Annotated in this window: 18 protein-coding genes, 1 tRNA gene and 3 rRNA genes; all 22 read right to left on the bottom strand. The window is 36.6% G+C overall.

All coding sequences use genetic code 11. The features are described from left to right. Positions 1–75: 75 nt before the first annotated feature. The gene (locus tag BQ9840_RS05830; RefSeq protein ID WP_077368892.1) at positions 76–945 is read right to left on the bottom strand and encodes a radical SAM protein; all 870 of its coding nucleotides are present in this window, start codon (positions 943–945) and stop codon (positions 76–78) included. A 12-nt stretch (positions 946–957) separates the two neighbouring features. Further along, positions 958–3,231, bottom strand: coding sequence for a vitamin B12-dependent ribonucleotide reductase (locus tag BQ9840_RS05835; RefSeq protein ID WP_077368893.1), 2,274 nt, complete (start codon positions 3,229–3,231; stop codon positions 958–960). A gap of 268 nt (positions 3,232–3,499) precedes the next feature. Further along, positions 3,500–3,616: ribosomal RNA gene (gene rrf / locus BQ9840_RS05840) — 5S ribosomal RNA — on the bottom strand. Positions 3,617–3,649: 33 nt separating this feature from the next. After that, positions 3,650–6,723: ribosomal RNA gene (locus BQ9840_RS05845) — 23S ribosomal RNA — on the bottom strand. Between the two features lie 121 nt (positions 6,724–6,844). Continuing rightward, positions 6,845–6,921, bottom strand: a tRNA-Ile gene (locus tag BQ9840_RS05850). Positions 6,922–7,029: 108 nt separating this feature from the next. Beyond that, positions 7,030–8,559 (bottom strand): 16S ribosomal RNA (locus tag BQ9840_RS05855). The 16S, 23S and 5S rRNA genes sit together here with 1 tRNA gene alongside, the layout of an rRNA operon. Before the next feature lie 234 nt (positions 8,560–8,793). Beyond that, the gene (locus BQ9840_RS05860; RefSeq protein WP_234978627.1) at positions 8,794–9,366 is read right to left on the bottom strand and encodes a uracil-DNA glycosylase; all 573 of its coding nucleotides are present in this window, start codon (positions 9,364–9,366) and stop codon (positions 8,794–8,796) included. A gap of 5 nt (positions 9,367–9,371) precedes the next feature. Further along, positions 9,372–9,944, bottom strand: a complete 573-nt coding sequence (locus BQ9840_RS05865) for a uracil-DNA glycosylase (protein WP_077368895.1) — start codon at positions 9,942–9,944, stop codon at positions 9,372–9,374. A 104-nt stretch (positions 9,945–10,048) separates the two neighbouring features. Next, a complete protein-coding gene (lysS, locus tag BQ9840_RS05870; RefSeq protein ID WP_077368896.1) occupies positions 10,049–11,551 on the bottom strand; it encodes a lysine--tRNA ligase in 1,503 nt (500 codons plus the stop codon). Between the two features lie 12 nt (positions 11,552–11,563). After that, on the bottom strand, positions 11,564–12,040 hold the full coding sequence (gene greA / locus BQ9840_RS05875; RefSeq protein ID WP_077368897.1) for a transcription elongation factor GreA: 477 nt from the start codon (positions 12,038–12,040) through the stop codon (positions 11,564–11,566). A 100-nt stretch (positions 12,041–12,140) separates the two neighbouring features. Continuing rightward, complete coding sequence (locus BQ9840_RS05880; protein ID WP_159436085.1) at positions 12,141–13,055, bottom strand: hypothetical protein; 915 nt, start codon at positions 13,053–13,055, stop codon at positions 12,141–12,143. A 154-nt stretch (positions 13,056–13,209) separates the two neighbouring features. Then, entirely contained in the window at positions 13,210–14,181 is a 972-nt protein-coding gene (gene dusB / locus BQ9840_RS05885; RefSeq protein ID WP_077368899.1) for a tRNA dihydrouridine synthase DusB, read from the bottom strand. A 37-nt stretch (positions 14,182–14,218) separates the two neighbouring features. Continuing rightward, positions 14,219–14,992 carry a type III pantothenate kinase gene (locus BQ9840_RS05890; protein ID WP_077368900.1) on the bottom strand — a complete coding sequence of 258 codons (774 nt, stop codon included), beginning with the start codon at positions 14,990–14,992 and terminating at the stop codon, positions 14,219–14,221. Positions 14,993–15,010: 18 nt separating this feature from the next. Then, complete coding sequence (locus tag BQ9840_RS05895; RefSeq protein ID WP_077368901.1) at positions 15,011–15,757, bottom strand: ECF transporter S component; 747 nt, start codon at positions 15,755–15,757, stop codon at positions 15,011–15,013. A 208-nt stretch (positions 15,758–15,965) separates the two neighbouring features. Then, positions 15,966–17,141, bottom strand: a complete 1,176-nt coding sequence (locus BQ9840_RS05900; RefSeq protein ID WP_077368902.1) for a sodium ion-translocating decarboxylase subunit beta — start codon at positions 17,139–17,141, stop codon at positions 15,966–15,968. 25 nt (positions 17,142–17,166) lie between these two features. Next, positions 17,167–17,562, bottom strand: a complete 396-nt coding sequence (locus BQ9840_RS13015) for a biotin/lipoyl-containing protein (protein ID WP_077368903.1) — start codon at positions 17,560–17,562, stop codon at positions 17,167–17,169. An 11-nt stretch (positions 17,563–17,573) separates the two neighbouring features. Further along, positions 17,574–17,945: an OadG family protein gene (locus BQ9840_RS05910; protein WP_077368904.1), complete on the bottom strand. Its 372-nt coding sequence runs from the start codon at positions 17,943–17,945 to the stop codon at positions 17,574–17,576. Positions 17,946–17,958: 13 nt separating this feature from the next. Continuing rightward, positions 17,959–19,503, bottom strand: coding sequence for an acyl-CoA carboxylase subunit beta (locus tag BQ9840_RS05915; RefSeq protein WP_077368905.1), 1,545 nt, complete (start codon positions 19,501–19,503; stop codon positions 17,959–17,961). Positions 19,504–19,522: 19 nt separating this feature from the next. After that, positions 19,523–19,924 carry a methylmalonyl-CoA epimerase gene (mce, locus tag BQ9840_RS05920; protein ID WP_077368906.1) on the bottom strand — a complete coding sequence of 134 codons (402 nt, stop codon included), beginning with the start codon at positions 19,922–19,924 and terminating at the stop codon, positions 19,523–19,525. 13 nt (positions 19,925–19,937) lie between these two features. Continuing rightward, complete coding sequence (meaB, locus tag BQ9840_RS05925; protein ID WP_097677466.1) at positions 19,938–20,873, bottom strand: methylmalonyl Co-A mutase-associated GTPase MeaB; 936 nt, start codon at positions 20,871–20,873, stop codon at positions 19,938–19,940. A gap of 15 nt (positions 20,874–20,888) precedes the next feature. Continuing rightward, complete coding sequence (locus BQ9840_RS05930; protein ID WP_077368907.1) at positions 20,889–21,284, bottom strand: cobalamin B12-binding domain-containing protein; 396 nt, start codon at positions 21,282–21,284, stop codon at positions 20,889–20,891. Between the two features lie 26 nt (positions 21,285–21,310). Further along, positions 21,311–22,990, bottom strand: a complete 1,680-nt coding sequence (locus BQ9840_RS05935; RefSeq protein WP_077368908.1) for an acyl-CoA mutase large subunit family protein — start codon at positions 22,988–22,990, stop codon at positions 21,311–21,313. Between the last annotated feature and the right edge of the window lie 53 nt (positions 22,991–23,043).

The raw sequence follows: 23,043 nt of genomic DNA on the forward strand, positions 1-23,043 counted from the left end.
CAGGACTGAGTTAAAGACTTGTGCACCTTTTATCTTTTCAATTATACCACTTTTATTTTGAAATAACAACATGTTTTATAATCGTCTTAGAAATTCTCCTTCTTCTAAATTCACCATCTGTAATCCTTCTTCTATTTGAGCTAAAATAATTTGCTTATCCTTGTTTAACGTACCTCTAAGGGGAACATAATTAGAAGCATGATTACTTCTGAAAATACAATTGTCAATATCTAAACCTTCAACAAATAACTTTGTCTCAGTTAATACTTCTTTTGGAGTCAAAATCTTAAATTTCCCTTTTTCATGGTCACTATAGAGTTGAGTACCTTCTTCTAATAGAAGTGTCAAAAGTCCAACATAATTAGGATTGATTTCATTTATTACCCTAGCTGACTCTATGGCATGTTCCCTAGATAGTTTTCTTCCACCTATACCAGATATAAGGGTAACAGAAAGCTCTATATTTGAATCAATTATTCTCTTTCCAGCCCTTATCATTTCTTCAGAAGTTACACCTTTATTAATACTTTTTAGTATAATATCGCTTCCAGATTCTACTCCTAAATAAACGATACCAAGGCCTAATCCTTTTAACTCCATTAGTTCATCCCTGCTTTTACCAAGTATAGATCTAGGGGAACCATATATTCCAACTCTTTCACATTCGGGAAAAACTGTTTTTATTTCCTTTAAAATCTTTATTAGATCTTTTGTCTTTATAATTAAGGCATCTCCATCAGCTAAAAATATTCTCTTTACTCTTTTATAATATTCTCTCCCAGCTGAAAGATCTTCCAATATTTCTTCTACACTTCTAACCCTAAAATTCTTCTCCTTATACATAGAACAAAAAGTACATCTATTGTGAGAACATCCTATAGTAGCCTGAACTATAAGACTATAAGCTTCACTAGGAGGCCTATACAATGCACCTTCATATCTCATATTTTCACTCCTTTAACCGCATTTAGAAAATCCGCAATTTCTACAAATATTACATCCACCTTCATGCTCCAAAATACTACCACATTCAGGACAAATTGATTCATTATTCATTGAAATATTTTCTATTTTTGAAGACTCTAATTCTTCATCCAAAGTACATGTTAAATCATCTACTGTAGAATTATCTACTTCTACACAAGTATTCATAGCCCTTTCCAAAGCTTTACCAATTGCATCTGGACAAGAAAGAACTTTTATTTCTTTATTAGTAGCTTTTTGTCTTAATGTAGAATGACATCTTATGCCTTTAAGTTGTTCAATTATCTCTTTTACATCCATACCAGACCTCAATGCAATAGATATTAGCCTACTTGTTGCTTCACTTTGACTTGGACATCCTCCAGCTCTACCTAGATTTGTGAATACTTCACATACGCCATTTTCATCAGAATTAACAGTGATATAAAGATTTCCACAACCAATTTTAACTTTTTCAGTAATTCCTCTTGTAATAGCTGGTCTCATTCTTGGTTTTACAAGGGGAAGACTTCCCACCATTACTTCTCTTTTTTCTTCTTTTTTTGCTGTACTCAATACTTGATTTTCCCTACTGCCATCTCTATAAATAGTTACACCTTTACAGCCTAATTTATAAGCTAGCATATATACTTCTTCAACATTTTCTTTTGTAGCATCATTTTTGAAATTAACTGTTTTTGATACTGCATTGTCTACATGTTTCTGAAATGCTGCTTGCATCTTAACATGCCAAAATGGAGATATATCATGGGCAGTAACAAAAACACTTCTTATATCTTCAGGAATTTCTTCTATATGTTGTATGGAACCTTCTCTTGCTATTCTCTCCATCAATTCTTGTGTATAAAATCCTCTTTCTTTGGCAACCTTTTCGAAATAAGGATGTACCTCTAATAATTTATCGTTGTCCATTACATTTCTAATAAATGAAATTGCAAATAACGGTTCAACACCACTACTAGCCCCAGCTATAATACTTATTGTCCCTGTTGGCGCAATTGTAGTAGTCGTAGCATTTCTCATAGGAGTTCCTTTTTCATAGTAAGTACTCAATTCATATGCTGGGAATACCCCTCTTTTCTCTGCCAATTCCATGGATTTTTCTTTAGAAACCTTATCTATAAAACTCATCAATTCATCTGCTAAATCTACAGCTTGTTGTGAATTATAAGGAATGCCAAGATAAAACAATACATCTGCAAAACCCATGACTCCTAATCCTATCTTTCTAGTCTTTTTTGTCATTTCATCAATTTCAGGCAATGGATATTTGTTCATATCTATTACATTGTCAAGAAAATGTACTGAAGTTCTAACTGTTTTATCTAATTTATTATAATCTATTTCATAGCCATTGGGTCCTTCTACTACCATCTTAGCTAAATTAATAGAACCTAAGTTACAGCTTTCATAGGGTAAAAGAGGCTGTTCGCCACATGGGTTAGTACTTTCTATCTCTCCTAACTTTTCAATTGGACTTGCTTCATTTATCCTATCTAAAAAAACAATACCTGGTTCACCAGTATTCCATGCCATTTCTACAATATGCTTAAATACTTTTCTTGCATTTAACTTTCCTACCACCTGTTTAGTATGAGGATCTATAAGCTCATAGTCTTCATCATTGTTTACTGCTTCCATAAATTTTTCTGTAATCCCAACACTTATGTTAAAATTTGTGATCTCAGCTGTGTCACTTTTGCATTCGATAAAATCCATAATATCAGGATGGTCAATCCTTAGTATTCCCATATTGGCACCTCTTCTGGTACCTCCCTGTTTTACAGCCTCTGTAGCTGCATTAAATACCTTCATAAAACTTATTGGTCCAGAAGCAACTCCGCCTGTTGACTTCACTGTTGAACCATTTTGTCTAAGTCTAGAAAAACTAAATCCAGTTCCGCCACCACTTTTATGTATAAGTGCTGCGTTTTTTATTGCATCAAAAATTCCTTCCATAGAATCCTCAATTGGCAACACAAAACAAGCCGACAATTGTCCTAATTCTTTTCCTGCATTCATTAGAGTAGGTGAATTTGGAATGAACTCTAAATTAGCCATCATATCAAAAAAACTTTTTTCTGTATCATTTATATCTGCATTATCATCATATATACTATCTGCTTTTGCTAAAAATTTTGCAACTCTTTCAAACATCTCTTTTGGTGTTTCAATTATTTTTCCACTTTCGTCCTTTGTTAAATACCTTCTCTCAAGCACTTTAAGTGCATTATCTGAAAGATTCATTATAACACCTCCAAACAACTATATTTAGTGTATTCCTAAACTAATAGTACTATTTATTGTATCATTCATAAAAAAAACTGTCAAAGAACTAAAAAGACAGTTTTTGCTACTAATAATAACTTTTCTATGTTTTATTGATTTTTTTATTATTTAAAGCCAAATATCTAAGTTTATTGGTTAAAACCATTTACAATTCATTATATGTGTCAATAACATAAGAAAAAAGCCCTACCTCGACCTACGAGATAGAGCTTTTTATATATGTATGATCTGGCAACTTCCTACTCTCCCAGGGCGTTACCACCCAAGTACCATCGGCGTTTAGAGGCTTAACTTCTGTGTTCGGTATGGGAACAGGTGTGACCCTCTAGCCAACGTCACCAGATATTGATTTTGAAAAATCACAGTAAGAATATAATTGGTCAAGCCCTCGACTTATTAGTATCCCTTAGCTAAAAGTATTGCTACTCTTACACCTAGGACCTATCAACCAAGTAATCTACTTGGAGTCTTACCTTAAAAAGTGGGAAATCTCATCTTGAGGGAGACTTCGTGCTTAGATGCCTTCAGCACTTATTCCTTCCAGACATAGCTACTCAGCTGTGCCTCTGGCGAGACAACTGATGCACCAGCGGTCTGTCCATCCCGGTCCTCTCGTACTAGGGACAGCTCCTCTCAAATTTCCTACGCCCACGACGGATAGGGACCGAACTGTCTCACGACGTTCTGAACCCAGCTCGCGTGCCTCTTTAATGGGCGAACAGCCCAACCCTTGGGACCTACTCCAGCCCCAGGATGAGACGAGCCGACATCGAGGTGCCAAACCTCCCCGTCGATGTGGACTCTTGGGGGAGATAAGCCTGTTATCCCCGGGGTAGCTTTTATCCGTTGAGCGATGGCCCTTCCACTCGGTGCCACCGGATCACTAAGTCCAACTTTCGTTCCTGCTCCACTTGTAGGTGTCGCAGTCAAGCTCCCTTATGCCTTTACACTCTTCGCACGATTTCCGACCGTGCTGAGGGAACCTTTGAGCGCCTCCGTTACTCTTTGGGAGGCGACCGCCCCAGTCAAACTGCCCAACTGACAGTGTCCCAAGACTGGATTCACAGTCTCTGGTTAGAATTTCAGCATTGCAAGAGTGGTATCCAAAGGACGACTCCACCAAAGCTGGCGCTCTGGTTTCTCAGTCTCCCACCTATCCTGTACAGGCAATACCAAAATCCAATGTCAGCCTACAGTAAAGCTCCACGGGGTCTTTCCGTCCTGTCGCGGGTAACTCGCATCTTCACGAGTACTACAATTTCACCGGATCTCTTGTTGAGACAGTGCCCAAGTCGTTACGCCTTTCGTGCGGGTCGGAACTTACCCGACAAGGAATTTCGCTACCTTAGGACCGTTATAGTTACGGCCGCCGTTTACTGGGGCTTAAGTTCGGAGCTTCGCTTTACAGCTAACCCTTCCCCTTAACCTTCCAGCACCGGGCAGGTGTCAGCCCCTATACATCGTCTTTCGACTTAGCAGAGACCTGTGTTTTTGGTAAACAGTCGCTTGGGCCCATTCACTGCGACCAGTCAAAGCTTACGTAGCAAGTACTTCACTTTAACCGGCACCCCTTCTCCCGAAGTTACGGGGCTATTTTGCCGAGTTCCTTAACAAGAGTTCTTCCGAACGTCTTAGGATTTTCTCCTCGCCTACCTGTGTTGGTTTGCGGTACGGGTACCTAATATACTCGATAGAGGCTTTTCTTGGCAGTGTGGAATCAGCTGCTTCACTACTTATTTTTCGCTCCCCATCACTTCTCGGAACTCTCCTACGGATTTGCCTATAGGAGCTTCCTACTAGTTTGGGCGCACACAACCAACGGTGCGCTCAGCTTATCCTCCTGCGTCACCCCATCTCTCAAACGCATATAGGTAGTACAGGAATATCAACCTGTTGTCCATCGCCTACGCCATTTGGCCTGGGCTTAGGTCCCGACTAACCCTGAGCGGACGAGCCTTCCTCAGGAAACCTTAGGCTTTCGACGGGTAAGATTCTCACTTACCTTATCGCTACTCATGCCAGCATTCTCTCTTCTGTACAGTCCACCACTCCTTACGGTGTAGCTTCAGCCCGTACAGAATGCTCCTCTACCGATGCAAATGCATCCCACAGCTTCGGTGACAGGTTTTAGCCCCGGTAATCTTCGGCGCAAGGTCACTCGACCAGTGAGCTATTACGCACTCTTTGAATGAGTGGCTGCTTCTAAGCCAACATCCTGGTTGTCTGTGTAACCTTACATCCTTTCCCACTTAACCTGTACTTAGGGACCTTAGCTGGTGATCTGGGCTGTTTCCCTTTTGACTACGAAACTTATCTCCCGCAGTCTGACTCCCAAGAAACATGACTATGGTATTCGGAGTTTGATAGGTTTTGGTAACACTATGTGCCCCTAGACCATTCAGTGCTCTACCCCCACGTCACTATTCTTGAGGCTAGCCCTAAAGCTATTTCGAGGAGAACCAGCTATCTCCGGGTTCGATTGGAATTTCACCGCTACCCACAGGTCATCCGATAGCTTTTCAACGCTAAACGGTTCGAGCCTCCACGAAATTTTACTTTCGTTTCACTCTGCCCATGGGTAGGTCACCCGGTTTCGGGTCTACGATATGCAACTAAACGCCCTATTTAGACTTGGTTTCCCTACGGCTTCGCTGCTTAACAGCTTAACCTTGCTGCATATCGTAACTCGCTGGCCCGTTCTACAAAAAGTACGCGGTCGCACATATAAAGTGCTTCCACTGCTTGTAAACATAGGGTTTCAGATTCTATTTCACTCCCCTCCCGGGGTTCTTTTCACCTTTCCCTCACGGTACTTCTTCACTATCGGTCACCAGATAGTATTTAGCCTTGGGGGGTGGTCCCCCCTGCTTCCCACAGGATTTCACGTGTCCCATGGTACTCTGGATCATGGCTTTAAGTTATCTTGTTTCGCCTACAGGACTATCACCTTCTATGGTAGACCTTTCCAGGTCCTTCGACTACAAGATTGACTTAAGTTGTGCCAGTCCGCAACCCCAGGTATTCAACTCAGCCTTGCTGAGTTGAAAATTTAAAATGTTAAATTTTAAATTGTGAATTAAAGTGTTATTTACTTGATTGCTTTAACATCTTTTAATTTAAAATTCACAATTCATAATTTACAATTTCCAACTGAACAAAGTTCAGTTGAATACCTGGTTTGGGCTGTTCCCCGTTCGCTCGCCGCTACTTGGAGAATCGATTTTTCTTTCTTTTCCTCAGGATACTTAGATGTTTCAGTTCTCCTGGTGTTCCCTCACCTACCTATGTATTCAGTAGATGATACCTAGAGTTTATCTAGGCAGGTTTCCCCATTCGGAAATCCCCGGATCGAAGCTTGTTTGCAGCTCCCCGAGGCATATCGTCGCTTACCACGTCCTTCATCGGCTTCTGGTGCCAAGGCATTCACCCTATGCTCTTATTAGCTTGACCAGTAAAATTGTATTTATATAACAATTTCTTTCTTACTGTGAAATTTTCAAAGATCAATTTTTGTTGCGTTTGACCTACATCAATTCACTAACGTTCATTGTGTTAGGTCATAAGAACTTAATGGTGGGCCTGGGTGGACTCGAACCACCGACCTCACGCTTATCAGGCGTGCGCTCTAACCACCTGAGCTACAAGCCCTAAACAGTGAAAACAGCTTCGCAGTTTCGCAAATTAAATTTGACGTTCACTGCATTTGACCTACATCAATTCACTAACGTTCATTGTGTTAGGTCATATTCTCCTTAGAAAGGAGGTGATCCAGCCGCACCTTCCGATACGGCTACCTTGTTACGACTTCACCCCAGTCATTGGCCCTACCTTCGACAGCTGCCTCCTTACGGTTAGCTCACTGGCTTCGGGTATTGTCAACTTCCATGGTGTGACGGGCGGTGTGTACAAGACCCGGGAACGCATTCACCGCGACATTCTGATCCGCGATTACTAGCAACTCCGGCTTCATGTAGGCGAATTGCAGCCTACAATCCGAACTGGGATCAACTTTGTGGGATTGGCTACCTCTCGCGAGGTCGCTACCCGTTGTATTGACCATTGTAGCACGTGTGTAGCCCAGGACATAAAGGGCATGATGATTTGACGTCATCCCCACCTTCCTCCGATTTATCATCGGCAGTCCCTCTAGAGTGCACAGCCGAACTGTTTGCAACTAAAAGTAGGGGTTGCGCTCGTTGCGGGACTTAACCCAACATCTCACGACACGAGCTGACGACAACCATGCACCACCTGTCACCTCAGTCCCCGAAGGGAAAGAACTATCTCTAGTTCGGTCCGAGGGATGTCAAGCCCTGGTAAGGTTCTTCGCGTTGCTTCGAATTAAACCACATGCTCCGCTGCTTGTGCGGGTCCCCGTCAATTCCTTTGAGTTTCAGCCTTGCGGCCGTACTCCCCAGGCGGAGTGCTTAATGTGTTAACTGCGGCACCGAGGTTTGACCCCCGACACCTAGCACTCATCGTTTACAGCGTGGACTACCAGGGTATCTAATCCTGTTTGCTCCCCACGCTTTCGTGCCTCAGCGTCAGTTACAGTCCAGAGAGTCGCCTTCGCCACTGGTATTCCTCCTAATATCTACGCATTTCACCGCTACACTAGGAATTCCACTCTCCTCTCCTGTACTCAAGCCCTGCAGTTTCAAATGCTTACCACAGTTAAGCCGTGATCTTTCACATCTGACTTACAAGGCCGCCTACGCACCCTTTACGCCCAATAATTCCGGACAACGCTCGCCCCCTACGTATTACCGCGGCTGCTGGCACGTAGTTAGCCGGGGCTTCCTCCTAAGGTACCGTCATTATCTTCCCTTAGGACAGAGCTTTACGATCCGAAAACCTTCATCGCTCACGCGGCGTCGCTGCATCAGAGTTTCCTCCATTGTGCAATATTCCCCACTGCTGCCTCCCGTAGGAGTCTGGACCGTGTCTCAGTTCCAGTGTGGCCGGTCACCCTCTCAGGCCGGCTACCCATCGTAGCCTTGGTAAGCTTTTACCTTACCAACTAGCTAATGGGACGCGAGGCCATCTTGCACCGCTAAAGCGCTTTAACTTAAAATTCATGCGAATCTTAAGTGTCATAGGGTATTAATCCCGGTTTCCCGAGGCTATCCCCTTGTGCAAGGCAGATTCCTCACGCGTTACTCACCCGTCCGCCGCTAAGTTTATATGATTCCATCCGAAGATTTCCTCATATATCCTTCGCTCGACTTGCATGTGTTAGGCACGCCGCCAGCGTTCGTCCTGAGCCAGGATCAAACTCTCATAAAAAAGTTTTACCTGAACAAATTATTTAAAATTAATAAACTCAAGGATTTGCTGTTCACTGTTTAGTTTTTAAAGTTCATTGTTGACGTTGCCGCCAACTCTTAATACTATATCAGTTTTTTCATCTGATGTCAACAACTTTTTTTATCTTATCACCAAATCTTTTTTTAAGATTTCCTGGTGACAAGTATTAATACTACACTGTTTTTATATAAAAGTCAACACCTTTTTTAAAATTTATATTATTTTTTTCAATTTCTTTAAATCATCCACATATACTTTTCTTAGTTCCCGCCTGTATATAACCGCTGCTGGATGATAAAGAGGATACACATTATAGTCTATTTCATTAATAGATATATTAAATAGAGTTCCATGGACTTCGCTTATTTTGTGTTCTTTTTGAAACAAAGCCTTAAGAGGTGTGTTTCCAAGGGGCACAATAATCTTAGGCTTAATAATATCTATCTCTTCTAATAAATATCCCTTAAATAATTCTATTTCTTTTTTCGTAGGGGTTCTGTTGATTACCCCTTGAGTCTTTAAACTTTTCTTAGTTGGTCTATACTTTACGACATTAGTTATATATACCTCTTCTCTATCAATTTCAAGTATTTCTAAGAATTCATCAAAGTTTTTACCCGCTTGGCCCACAAATGGTTTTTGAAGTTTTACTTCATTTGACCCTGGTGCTTCTCCTATAAGAATTATAGAACTATTTATATTCCCATGCCCTAAAACAATTTTTTGTTCACTATATTCTTCTAATATTTTTCTATTTAATCTATCTATCCTTTGTTGCTTTAACAAATATCTCATCCTCTCTTTTCTACATCTAATATTTCTTCATATTTTGCTCTTAAACTCTTAAGGTCTTCCCAAGAATCTCTTTTTTTACTTTCATCTCTAAGTAGCGCTGCTGGATGATAAGTAGCCATAATATGAAATTTGCCTTTTTTAATCCAAGCTCCTCTTTCTTTTGATATTTTAAAATCTTGACTTATTATATTCCTAGCTGCTACTGCTCCTAAGCAAACTATTATATCAGGATCTATTAACTTTACTTGCCATCTTAAATATTCTATGCAAACTTTGCTCTCGACTTCTAGGGGATTTCTATTGTTTGGTGGCCTACATTTCACTATATTGCCAATATATATATCTTCCCTTTTAAGTTCTATAGAAGATAGCATCTTATCTAAAAGTTGACCTGCTTTTCCAACGAAGGGTCTCCCCATCTGGTCCTCGTAGTATCCTGGCCCTTCTCCTATGAACATTATCCTAGCATGAGGGTTTCCTTCTCCAAATACAGTATTGTTTCTTTCTTTATATAGTTCACACATTTTACATTGAGATACAATGTATTTTAATTGATCTAGAGTATACATCAAATATCCCCCCAGTTTAAATCTATTACATATATTTTATCATAATACTTTTAACACTTGCAATTTAAAAGCCTGACCTTAAGTTTAAGGTCAGGCTTTATTATCTATTCTTCTTTATTTGATTCTTCGTCTTTTTCTACAGGCTTCATTGTTGGGAATAGTATTACGTCTCTAATGCTTGATTGATTTGTCAATAGCATTATCATCCTATCTATACCTATTCCTAATCCTCCTGTTGGAGGTAAGCCTACTTCTAGGGCATTTACAAAGTCAGTATCCATCATATGAGCTTCGTCATCCCCTAGTTCTTTTTGTTTTAACTGATCCACAAATCTTTGTTTTTGATCTATAGGATCATTTAATTCACTAAATGCATTTGCAATTTCCCAAGTGTTTATAAATGCTTCAAATCTATTAGTCTTTCTTGGGTCATCTGGATTTCTCTTAGCTAAAGGTGATACTTCTACTGGGTGACCAATAACAAAAGTTGGTTGTACCAAATGTTCTTCACAAAACTCTTCAAACATTTCACTTATTACATGACCCCTAGTCATACCAGGTTTTAATTCTATCCCTTTTTCTTTAGCAATTTTTAGAGCTTCTTCATCAGTATTTATTTCACTGAAATCTACTCCAGCATATTCTTTTATAGCATCTTCCATATCAAGTCTTCTCCATGGTGGAGTCAAATCAATTTCTTTTCCTTGATAATTGATCTTAGCACTTCCAAGAGTCTTTTCTGCTGCATATGCAACTAATTCTTCTGTTAGTCTCATCATCTCTTCATAGTCTACATAAGCTTGATATAATTCAATGTTTGTAAATTCTGGATTATGTTTGTAGTCCATGCCTTCATTTCTAAACATTCTACCCATTTCATATACTTTGTCAAATCCACCTACAATAAGTCTCTTTAAATATAATTCATTGGCAATCCTTAAGTACATTTCAATGTCTAGTGTATTGTGATGAGTTATAAAAGGTCTTGCATTTGCTCCTCCAGCTATAGGGCTAAGTATAGGTGTATCAACTTCAATGAAACCTCTATTGTCTAAGTATTCCCTTACAGCCTTGATAATCTTAGATCTCAATATAAATGTTTCCTTAACTTCAGGATTAACTATTAAATCCACATATCTTTGTCTATATCTTAAATCTGGATCTTTTAAACCATGGAATTTTTCAGGTAAAATTTGTAGTGATTTACACAATAGAGTAACTTCACTTGCTCTTATAGATACTTCTTGAGTTTTTGTTTTAAATACTTCTCCTCTTACACCTACAATATCTCCAATGTCATAAGTTTTAAATGTTTCATATTCCTCATCACCAAGAGCATCTTTTTTAACAAATAACTGGATTTTTCCTTCACTATCTTGTAAATCTACAAACATTACCTTTCCATGTCCTCTCTTGGACATGATTCTACCGGCAACGGATACATTTTTTTCTTCAAATTCTTCAAAATTATTTACTATATCAGAGCTGTAATGAGAAAAATCATATTTTTCAATAAGAAATGGATTCTTACCCTCATCTATAAGTTTATTTAACTTTTCTCTTCTCAAAATCAGCATTTCATTAAGATTTTCTTCCGTTCCTGACATTAATAGACCTCCTTATCTTGTAATACTAATAACTTCATACTTGATTATTCCATCTGGAACATGTACTTCTACTGTATCTCCACTTTTACTACCTAATAATGCACTTCCTACAGGAGACTCATTTGAAATTTTACCCTCATAAGGATCAGACTCTGCTACCCCTACTATAGTATACTCTATTTCTTCGTCATATTCCAAATCTTTAACTAATACCTTTGAGCCAATACTAACTCTATCTGTAGTTATATCTTCATCATCAATAATCTTAGCATTTCTAAGCATAGTTTCAACTTTAACGATTCTCTCTTCAAGTTGAGCCTGTTCATTTTTCGCTTCATCATATTCTGAATTTTCGCTTATATCTCCAAAAGCCAGCGCTTGTTTAATCCTCTCAGCAACTTCTTTCCTTCTTACTGTTTTTAATTCATCTAACTCGTCTTCAAGTTTTTTCAAACCATCAACAGTTAAAAAAACACTTCTTTCAACCATTTGCCCTCTCCCTTTCAATTATATTTAGGCATTTTACCTTGACCATATAAATACAAAAATGGTTCCCAATACTCTTTATATGGTGACTATTATAGTTTAGCTACTTTTTATTGTCAAGCCCTTTGATAGGTATTCTATACCTAATTTTGTTATCAACTAATTCTTTTATAGAGTAATCTTTATCATGTACTACTACTTTCTCAAAATCATCAACATTATAATCCTTAAAAGCTTCATATTTGTAAGAAGGTATCTCTCCTTTGTCTTCAAATAATTCACTTTCCATTATGAAGTGATCATAAGTAAATAAAAAATCCTTAATTATGACCAAACTACTATTAAACTTCTCTAATGCCTTTGACAAATTCTTTTCCAAACTTAAATCAAATATTATTGTCTTACTTCTTATATTTTTTAAATCTAAAGATACATTATCTTTAAGATTAATAATAATATTATAATTTGTCAATATCCTGTTGATATTCTTACTGAAAAATATTGATAATCCAGTATTATTGTAAACATCTTCTGCTATTTGTTTTATTTCTTCTTCGTCTTCTCCTGTAACGGTTAAAAACCTTACTTCTTTAGATAGATTTAATATTAGCTTATAGGTTTTAGAACTTTCATCACTTATTATAAGTATTTCTTTTTTGGTCAAATCCTCACCAAGAAAATTGTGTATCTCTTTTAGTACATAAGTTAAAAAATATACCCTAGCGTCTTTTCCATCAATTACACTAAGGCCTGTTTCATTTTCTATATAGTTTATATCTTCTACTGTTAATAAATATAAATTATCTAACACCAAGAACTTATCTTCATCTGACTTTATTTTATTAATACTAATTATCCCTTGTATATACTCTTCTTTAGTTAGTTCATTGTAATCAGTAAAAATCCCAACGCCCTTTCCAACTATCACTCCATTATGATCAGTAAAATTTGTTACAAATCTAGGTTTTTTTCTTTTAAACCATTTATCAGGCACATACTTTAAAATACCCTTTTTCATATGTTTTAAATATTTTTTTGGATAAATAACATATAAAAAGTCAAAACATTTCAATCCCCCTCGTTAAAAGGAAACACGGTTCTCTGTTTCCTTTTAGTGAATTATTAGTATAGTATTATATGTGCCATGTAGTATGGGTATTCTATGAAAAACATTAATATTTTATAGCATTTACATAGTCAATTAATAGTTTTTTCATATCATATACTGTTTCTATTGTATTCACTTGATTTTTAATTCGTGCCGAATCCTTAATACCCTTTATATACCATGCAATATGTTTTCTCATTTCTCTTACTGCAATTCTTTCATCCTTGAATTGGCATAATAATTCTAAATGTTCTATAGCCTTTTTTATCTTATCTTCATAACTCGGATAGACTACATCTTTCCCATTTATAAGTTCAATAATGTTTTTAATAAGCCAAGGATTACCTCTTGAACCACGTCCAACCATAATCCCATCACATTTTGTATGCTTTAACATCCTTATTCCATCTTCAGGTGTAAATATATCTCCATTGCCTATTACAGGTATTTTTACATTTGACTTAACTTCACCTATTATGTCCCAATCAGCTTCTCCAGAATAAAACATATCTCTAGTCCTACCGTGAACAGTTATGGCACTAGCGCCCTCCTTCTCAACAATTTTTGCTATATCCACAGCATTAATACTAGAACTATCCCAACCTTTACGAATTTTCACTGTAATTGGCTTTTTTGAAACTTTAACTACTTCATGTACTATCTTGCCGACTAAGGATGGATCCTTTAATAGAGCACTTCCATCTCCATTCTTTACTATTTTAGGAGCTGGACAGCCCATATTTATATCAATAATATCTATATCCTCTCGATTATTAAGCTTCTCTTCAACAATCTTAGCCATAATACATGGGTCAGAACCAAAGATCTGCATAGCTATTGGTCTTTCTCTTCTATCGATTAGGGTGAGTTCCTCTGTTTTTTTGTCATTATAAAATAGTCCTTTGCTACTAATCATTTCAGTATATAAAAGTCCAACTCCCATTTCTTTGCATATGATTCTAAAAGATACATCAGTTACACCTGCCATGGGAGCTAAAAATACATTGTTCTTAAGTTTTATTTCTCCAATCTTCACCAAATCACCCCTTATCTAGAAATAAGTAGCCTTAAGGCTACTTATTTCTTTCATATATTATTCTCAATCCTTCTAATGTCAATAATTTGTCTATCCTATTAATATGCTCACTTTCACTAGCTATTAAGCTTGCAAATCCTCCTGTAGCTACTACTTTATCAACTACACCTTCGTCTTTTAATTCATATTTCATTCTTCCAATAATATTGTCTACTAGTCCCACATATCCATACACAAGACCAGATTGAATACTATTAACTGTATTTTTACAAATAACCTTTTCAGGTTTGACTAATTCTACTTTTGGTAGCTTGGCAGTTCTTAAAAATAACGCTTCACTAGAAATTCTAATTCCTGGTGCAATAGCACCTCCTAAATAGTCACCTTCTTTAGATATTGCGCAGAATGTAATAGCTGTCCCAAAATCTACAATAATGATTGGACCACCATATTTTTCGTAAGCGGAAACTGCATTAACTATTCTATCTGCTCCAACTTCTTTTGGATTGTCATATCTAATATTCATACCTGTCTTAATTCCCGGACCTACTATAAGGGGATTACAATCAAAATATTTCTTACTCATAGCTTCTAAAGTGTACATAAGTGTTGGTACTACAGAAGAAATAATGACATCTTTCACATTTTTAGGGCATAGTCCATGATATTTAAAAATCTGTTCTAAAAGTAGTCCATATTCATCAGAGGTCTTATCTTTATCTGTAGCTATTCTCCAATCATTGATTAACTCTTTGCCATCATATACACCTAGAACAATGTTTGTATTTCCAACATCTATTACTAACAACATTATATTCACCACCTAATATTAAACGCTCTTTTTTAGAGATGCAACAACACTGGTTACAATTATCATGGCTATTATTATCTCTGGGATTCCATTTGTTATACCTATTCCTAAAATTACCTTTCCTGCAGTTGCAGGATCTAAACCTAGTTTTAATGCATACTCTTCACCATATATAAAATACATACCTGATAGTACACCAACGGTATTTGTAAGAGTTCCAGTTGCTGCTGATACTACAAGTTCTACTGCATTTCCTTTTAGTTTCTTATGAGAATAGTATCCCACAAATATAGTTAGAATTATAAGCAATATATTAAATAACTTTATCCACATGCTAATATCACTATTAAGGCTTTTAACACTAGCTTGAACTAAATAAACTAATGTAGCTACCCATATAGTATATAAAGTCATTCTTGAAGCCTTTTGACCCATTTTTTTAAACAATATATATACATAATAAGAGACTATACCTATGAGAACTCTAGGTAATACCGATATTAATGGATTGTAAAGCATAAATGATACGGGTGTTGGATTCATAAATGCTTGTAAAATACTAAATAGCCCAAATATTAATCCTACTAATCCTCCAACAACAGGCCCTTCCATTATAGCTCCAATAATGACAGGAATGTGCATAATAGTAGCCTTAGTAGGTCCTACTGGTATAAACCCAAGAGGAGTAAGCCCTAGGGCAACAGAAATACCACCTAGAACTCCCACTACGGCCATTTTCTTCACGTCAAAGTTTTTCTTTTTCATTTTTATACCTCCGTTCTAGTTCTTTTTTAGATACCAGACGATGCTTAATATTATTTGAAGGAATAGTCCAGCTCCATTATGGATGCTAGCCTTACATTCTTCCTAAATCATTTTAATTTGTTTTTTGTTTTTTTTCAATAGTTATTAAGAATTGTTAATAATTAAACAATGAATTATGTAAAAAAGTGGAGGAATTCCTCCACTTTTTTTATCCAAAGAACATCAATAATAATCCTGCTGCTACTGCAGAACCTATTACACCAGCAACATTTGGTCCCATAGCATGCATAAGTAAGAAGTTTCTTGGGTTTTCTTCTTGTCCAACTTTTTGAACTACCCTTGCTGCCATAGGTACTGCTGAAACTCCCGCTGCACCTATAAGCGGATTTATCTTGCCCTTAGTTGCTTTACACATTATCTTTCCGAATACTAATCCTGCTGCAGTTCCTAGTGAGAATGCAATAAGTCCTAATATTATTATTTTTATAGTTGAAGGTGAAAGGAATGTCTCTGCATTTGCTGTTGCTCCAACTGTAGTACCAAGGAATATGGTTATTATATTAATTAGTTCATTTTGTACTGTCTTTGAAAGTCTCTCAACTACTCCTGATTCTCTAAGCAAGTTCCCCATCATAAGCATTCCAATTAGTGGTGCTGCTGAAGGAAGAAGTAATACAACAAATACTGTTACTATTATTGGGAATATGATTTTTTCTTTCTTTGAAACCGGTCTCAATTGTCCCATAACAATTTGTCTTTCTTCTTTTGTAGTAAGAGCCCTCATAATTGGTGGTTGTATAATAGGAACTAAAGCCATATAAGAATAAGCTGCTACTGCTATTGGTCCAAGCAACTCTGGTGCCAACTTACTTGTCAAATATAGTGCTGTAGGTCCATCTGCACCACCGATTATTCCTATACTTGCCGCTTGTGGTCCTGTAAATCCTAATGCAATAGCTCCAATAAAAGTAAAGAAAATTCCAAATTGAGCTGCTGCACCTAATAGTATACTTCTAGGATTTGCAATAAGTGGTCCAAAATCTGTCATTGCACCTACTCCCATGAAGATAAGTGGTGGATATATCCCAAGTTTAACCCCTTGGTATAGGTAATACAATAGTCCTCCAACCTGTTTAGTCTGTGGAACTAGTGCCCCCGTAGCATCTTCAACTACTTCTACTATTGGTGGATCCATAAGTCCACCTAGTGGCAAATTAGCTAAAAGCATTCCAAAGGCTATTGGTACTAAAAGGAGAGGTTCATATTCTTTTTTTATGGCTAAATAAAGAAGTATAAAAGAGATAATAATCATTATCACTTCTTTATATGTCATTGCAGCAAATCCAGTGCTTTGCAAGAACTCTGTTAGTATTTCAAGTAACATTTAGTTTACCTTCCTTTCTTTAGTGTTATTCAATTGACACTAATTTATCGCCTGTATTTACAGAAGCGCCTTTATTAGTAAGTATAGCTGCCACCTTTCCATCTCTAGGAGCTACTATTTCGTTTTCCATCTTCATAGCTTCTAATATTACTAATATTTGTCCTGCTTTTACTTGATCTCCTTCTTTTACATCTATACTAAGTATTGTTCCTGGCATTGGAGCTTCTACAGTTTCTGCACCTTCAGGAACATTTACTGGTTTCTTTTCCTCTTTTGGTGCTGCTTTAGGTGCTGGTGCTGCTGCTGGTTTTGGTTGTGGTTTTGGTTGACTAACTACCCTTTCTTCTGATACTCCATTTGATATTTCTTCTACTTCTACCTCATATTGCTTTCCATTTACAGTTATAAGATAATTTTTCATCCTTAGACCTCCTATAATCTATTAGATATTTGTTCTTGTCTTCCAATTCTTGACCATACAGGTCCACCTTGTGGAATTCGTTTTATACTTTTTATATTTAAATCCGAAACATTTACACCCATACTAGCTGCAATAGCTGCTGCAATTACTGCAACTAATTCCTCGTCATCATCTTCTTCATCCTTTGAAATTTCAACTATTTCTTCTTTTGCTACTTTAACTGGAGCTTTATTTTCATTAACCTTTACTCCTTTATCTTTAGTAGCAACAGCTCTTAGTGCATCGATTATATAAGAAATAATCAGTAGTGACAAAAAAACAATTGCCATACTAAAAACCGTAACTATTAAACTTTGTCCAAATGTAACGCTATCTCCTAACAATCATATCACCTCTTTATAGGGGTATATTTCCATGCTTTTTAGCAGGTCTATTTTCCCTTTTACTTTCAAGCATTTCAAAAGCACTTACAAGTCTTTGTCTTGTAGTACTTGGTACTATAACATCATCTACAAATCCACGAGAAGCTGCAATATATGGATTAGCTACAGTTCCTCTATATTCATTTATCTTTTCTTCTCTCATAGCTATAGGATCGTCTGCATCTTTTATATCATGTTTAAATATTATATTAGCCGCTCCATCTGGGCCCATAACTGCTATTTCTGCACTTGGCCATGCAAATACTTGGTCTGCTCCTAAATCTTTACTGCACATAGCAAGATAAGCACCACCATATGCTTTTCTAACTATAAGTGTTACCTTTGGTACAGTAGCTTCACTATATGCATAAAGCATCTTTGCGCCATGTCTTATTATTCCGCCATATTCTTGCTCTGTTCCTGGTAAGAATCCTGGAACATCAACTAAGTTTAGTATTGGTATATTATAGGCATCGCAAGTTCTTATGAATCTACCAGCTTTATCAGAAGCATTTATATCAAGACAACCCGCTAAGAACTTAGGTTGATTAGCAATAACTCCAACAGATTTGCCATTTAATCTAATAAAACCAGTAATCATATTTTGTGCATAATAAGGTTGTACTTCAAAGAAATCTCCGTCATCTGCTATACTAATTATTATATCTTTCATGTCATAAGGCTTGTTTGGATTGTCTGGAACTATTTCGTTTAATTTGTCTTCCATTCTATTTAAATCATCATCTGTAGGCACATGAGGTGGTTCTTCTAAGTTGTTTGATGGTAAAAAGCTTAATAATTTCTTTATTCTTTCAATACAAGCTTCTTCAGTACTATCTACAAAGTGAGCTACACCGCTTGTCCTATTATGAGTCATAGCTCCACCTAATTCTTCTTGACTTACTTCTTCACCTGTAACAGTTTTTATAACTTGAGGACCAGTGATGAACATCATACTAGTCTTTTCAACCATAAAAATAAAATCAGTAAGTGCTGGAGAATATACTGCTCCTCCTGCGCTAGGTCCCATTATTACAGATATTTGTGGTATAACACCAGAAGCTAATGTGTTTCTATAGAATATCTTTCCATATCCTGAAAGTGCATCTACACCTTCTTGGATTCTAGCTCCACCTGAATCGTTGATTCCAACTAGTGGTGCACCCATTTTAACTGCCATATCTTGAACTTTGCAAATCTTGTTGGCATGCATTTCTCCAAGGGAACCACCTAATACTGTAAAATCTTGCGCATAGGCAAAAGTAAGTCTACCATTTACAGTACCATAACCTGTTACAACTCCATCAGTTGGTGCTTCTACCTTTTCCATACCAAAATTAGTACATCTGTGTGTTACAAAAGCATCGATTTCTACAAAACTTCCTTCATCAAAAAGTAAATTTAGTCTTTCTCTTGCTGTGTTTTTACCTGATTTGTGTTGCTTGTCAATTCTCTTTTCCCCTCCACCAAGTTTTAGTTCTTCCTTGGCTTTGAGAAGATTCTCAAGTTTATCTTTCATTTTTACCCTCCTTTGGTCATTAGTCCCTTTCACAGAGTTCAACTAAAACTCCATAAGTGCTCTTTGGATGTAGGAAAGCAATTTTTGCCCCACCTGCTCCATAGCGAGGTTTTTCATCAATCATTCTAATCCCCTTAGCTTTCATTTCTTCTATAGCTTTTTCAATGTCATCAACTCTGTAAGCTATATGTTGGATGCCCTCTCCCTTCTTTTCTATGTATCTAGAGATAGGTCCTTCTTCATCTGTAGATTCTAATAGCTCTATTTCTGTGTCTCCTATTGGAAGAAATGCTACTTTAACTTTTTGTTCCTCTACAACTTCAGTTCCTCCACATTCTAAACCTAGTACTCCTTCATAAAACTTTAAGGTTTCATCTAAGTTTTTTACTGCTACCCCTATGTGGTCAACTTTTTTAACCATTACACTACCTCCTTCATCTTTTTATTAATTCTATTATTGAATCTTTTGCAGTATATGGGTCAATTTTTCTTGTAACTACTTTATTGGACAATTCATCTAGAATGTCTTCCTCTTCAGCCTTAGCGATGATCATATCAAATAAATCCTCTTCTACAAGTTTGATTAGCTCTAATCTTGTATTTCTATTTCTTCTCTCTTCAAGTTTTTTAGTATCTTCTAAATACTTTCTGTGATCTATAAGTTTATCAATTAACTCATTGATTCCCTTGTTTTTCCCTGCAGATACCTGTAAAACAGGAGGTCTATAGTCGGATTTTTCGTTTAAATCTAAGTTCATTTCTATTTCAAGTGCTGTCTTGTCTGCACCATCTAAATCAGATTTATTTATCGCAAATACATCAGCAATTTCCATTATCCCAGCTTTTATAGCTTGAATATCATCACCTAAATTTGGTACCATGACCATGAGTACTGTATCAGCCATTTTAACAATATCTATTTCAGATTGACCAACCCCTACAGTTTCTATAAATATATAGTCAACCCCATAAATATCTAGTATTTTCACTGCTCCTTGAGTTGCTTTGGAAAGGCCACCTAAGTAGCCTCTAGTTCCCATACTTCTAATAAACACATCTTTATCCAATGCTAGATCACTCATTCTTATTCTATCCCCTAGTATAGCCCCACCTGTAAATGGGCTAGTAGGGTCAATAGCAATAATTCCTACCTTCTTACCTCTTTTTCTCAATTCCTTTGTCAATCTATCAGTAAGAGTACTTTTACCACTGCCAGGAGGTCCCGTTATTCCGATAACATAAGCATTCCCTGTATGTTTGTATAGTTCCTTTATTATTCTAAATCCTTCTTCTTCATTGTTTTCAACCATTGTTATAAGTCTAGCACAGGCCCTCTTATCTCCATTTAATAACCTTTCTTCTAAATTCAAATTAAGCACCACCTGTTATCTTTTTAAATGGTTCTCTATATACTCCACAATATCCTTAGTAGATGTTCCTGGTGTAAATATAGCTTCTACCCCAGCTTCTTTAAGTCCATCAATATCTTCTTCTGGAATTACTCCTCCGCCTATAATCAACATATCGTCTACCCCTTGTTCTCTAAGTAGATTTACTACCTTTGGGAACAAGTGATTGTGAGCTCCTGAAAGAATACTCATAGCTACTACGTCTACGTCTTCTTGCACAGCTGCGGCAACAATTTGTTCTGGTGTTTGCCTTAGGCCTGTGTATATAACTTCCATTCCAGCATCTCTTAGTGCTCTAGCTACTACTTTAGCTCCTCTATCATGTCCATCTAATCCAGGTTTTGCCACCAAAACTCTAATAGGCTTATCCATTTTTTTGCCTCCTTTTAAATATTAAATTATAATATTACTGATTGTTCATATTCGCCAAATACTTCTCTTAAAACTCCACAAATTTCCCCTAGTGTTGCATAAGTTTTAACTGCATCTATTATATAAGGCATTAGATTCTCTTCAGTTTCTGCTACTTTTCTTAATGTATTTAGAGTTTCTTCAACCTTTTCATTATCCCTTTCATTTCTTAACACAGCAAGTTTTTCTCTTTGAAGTAATTCCATTTCAGGATCTACTCTCAATATATCCTTCTTTTGGTCTTCTTCAATTTGGAATTTGTTTACACCAACTACGATCTGTTCTTGACTTTCTATAGCCATTTGATAATTGTACGCACTATTTTGAATTTCTTTTTGAATATATCCTTTATCAATCGCCTTTGGTGCGCCACCTAATTCATCTATTCTTTCAATATACTTCATAGCTTCTTCTTCAATTTTATTTGTTAAGCTTTCTATATAGTAAGAGCCTGCTAATGGATCTATTGTATCAGCAGCTCCACTTTCATGAGCCACTATTTGTTGAGTTCTTAAAGCTATTCTTACAGATTCTTCAGTTGGCAATGCTAATGCTTCATCTCTAGAATTTGTATGTAGAGATTGAGTTCCTCCAAGAACTGCTGCAAGAGTCTGAATAGTAACTCTAATTATATTATTATCTGGTTGTTGAGCAGTAAGTGTTGAACCTGCAGTTTGTGTATGGAATTTAAGCATCATTGATTTTTCTTTCTTTGCTTTAAATCTTTCTTTCATTATTCTAGCCCATAGTCTTCTAGCCGCTCTAAACTTAGCCACTTCTTCTAATAAATTATTGTGTGCGTTAAAGAAGAAGGATAGTCTAGGAGCAAAATCATCTACATCTAATCCAGCTTTAAGTGCTGCTTCAACATATGCAATTCCATCTGCAAGAGTGAAAGCAACTTCTTGAACTGCTGTAGAACCTGCTTCTCTTATGTGATAACCACTAATACTTATAGTATTCCACTTTGGCACTTCTTTAGAGCAATATTCAAAAATGTTTGTTATAAGTCTCATGGATGGTTCTGGTGGGAAAATATAAGTTCCCCTTGCAATATATTCTTTCAAAATATCATTTTGAATTGTTCCTCTTAATTTGTCTTTTGATACACCTTGCTTTTCAGCTACAGCTATATACATTGCCAATAGTACACTAGCAGGTGCATTGATAGTCATAGATGTACTAACCTTATCCAACGGAATGCCATCAAATAATATTTCCATATCTTTTAGTGAATCAATTGCAACTCCAACCTTTCCTACTTCACCTTCGCTTAATGAATGATCGGAATCATATCCTATTTGTGTAGGTAAATCAAAAGCTACACTAAGTCCTGTTTGACCTTGATCTAATAAGTATTTGTATCTCTTATTTGATTCTTCAGCTGTTGCAAAACCAGCATATTGTCTCATAGTCCAAAGTCTACCTCTATACATTGTAGGCTGAACTCCTCTTGTAAAAGGATATGCGCCAGGAAAACCTAGTTTTTCTTGATAATCCAATTCTTCAACATCTGCTGGCGTATACAATCTTTCAGTTACCATCTCTGAACTATTTGTGAATCTTTCTTTTCTCTCTGGGAATCTATCTAAGACCTTTTGGACTTTTCCATCTTCCCATTGTTTCTTTGATTCTTTTACTGTTGCCACCTTCTTTTCATCAAACATACTTTAACCTCCTCAATTTAAAGTATAAAAAGAAATCCTTTTCCCTATGTCTT

This window comes from Anaerosalibacter sp. Marseille-P3206 (assembly GCF_900155565.1).
In the GTDB taxonomy this organism is placed as follows: Bacteria; Bacillota; Clostridia; order Tissierellales; family Sporanaerobacteraceae; genus FUHM01.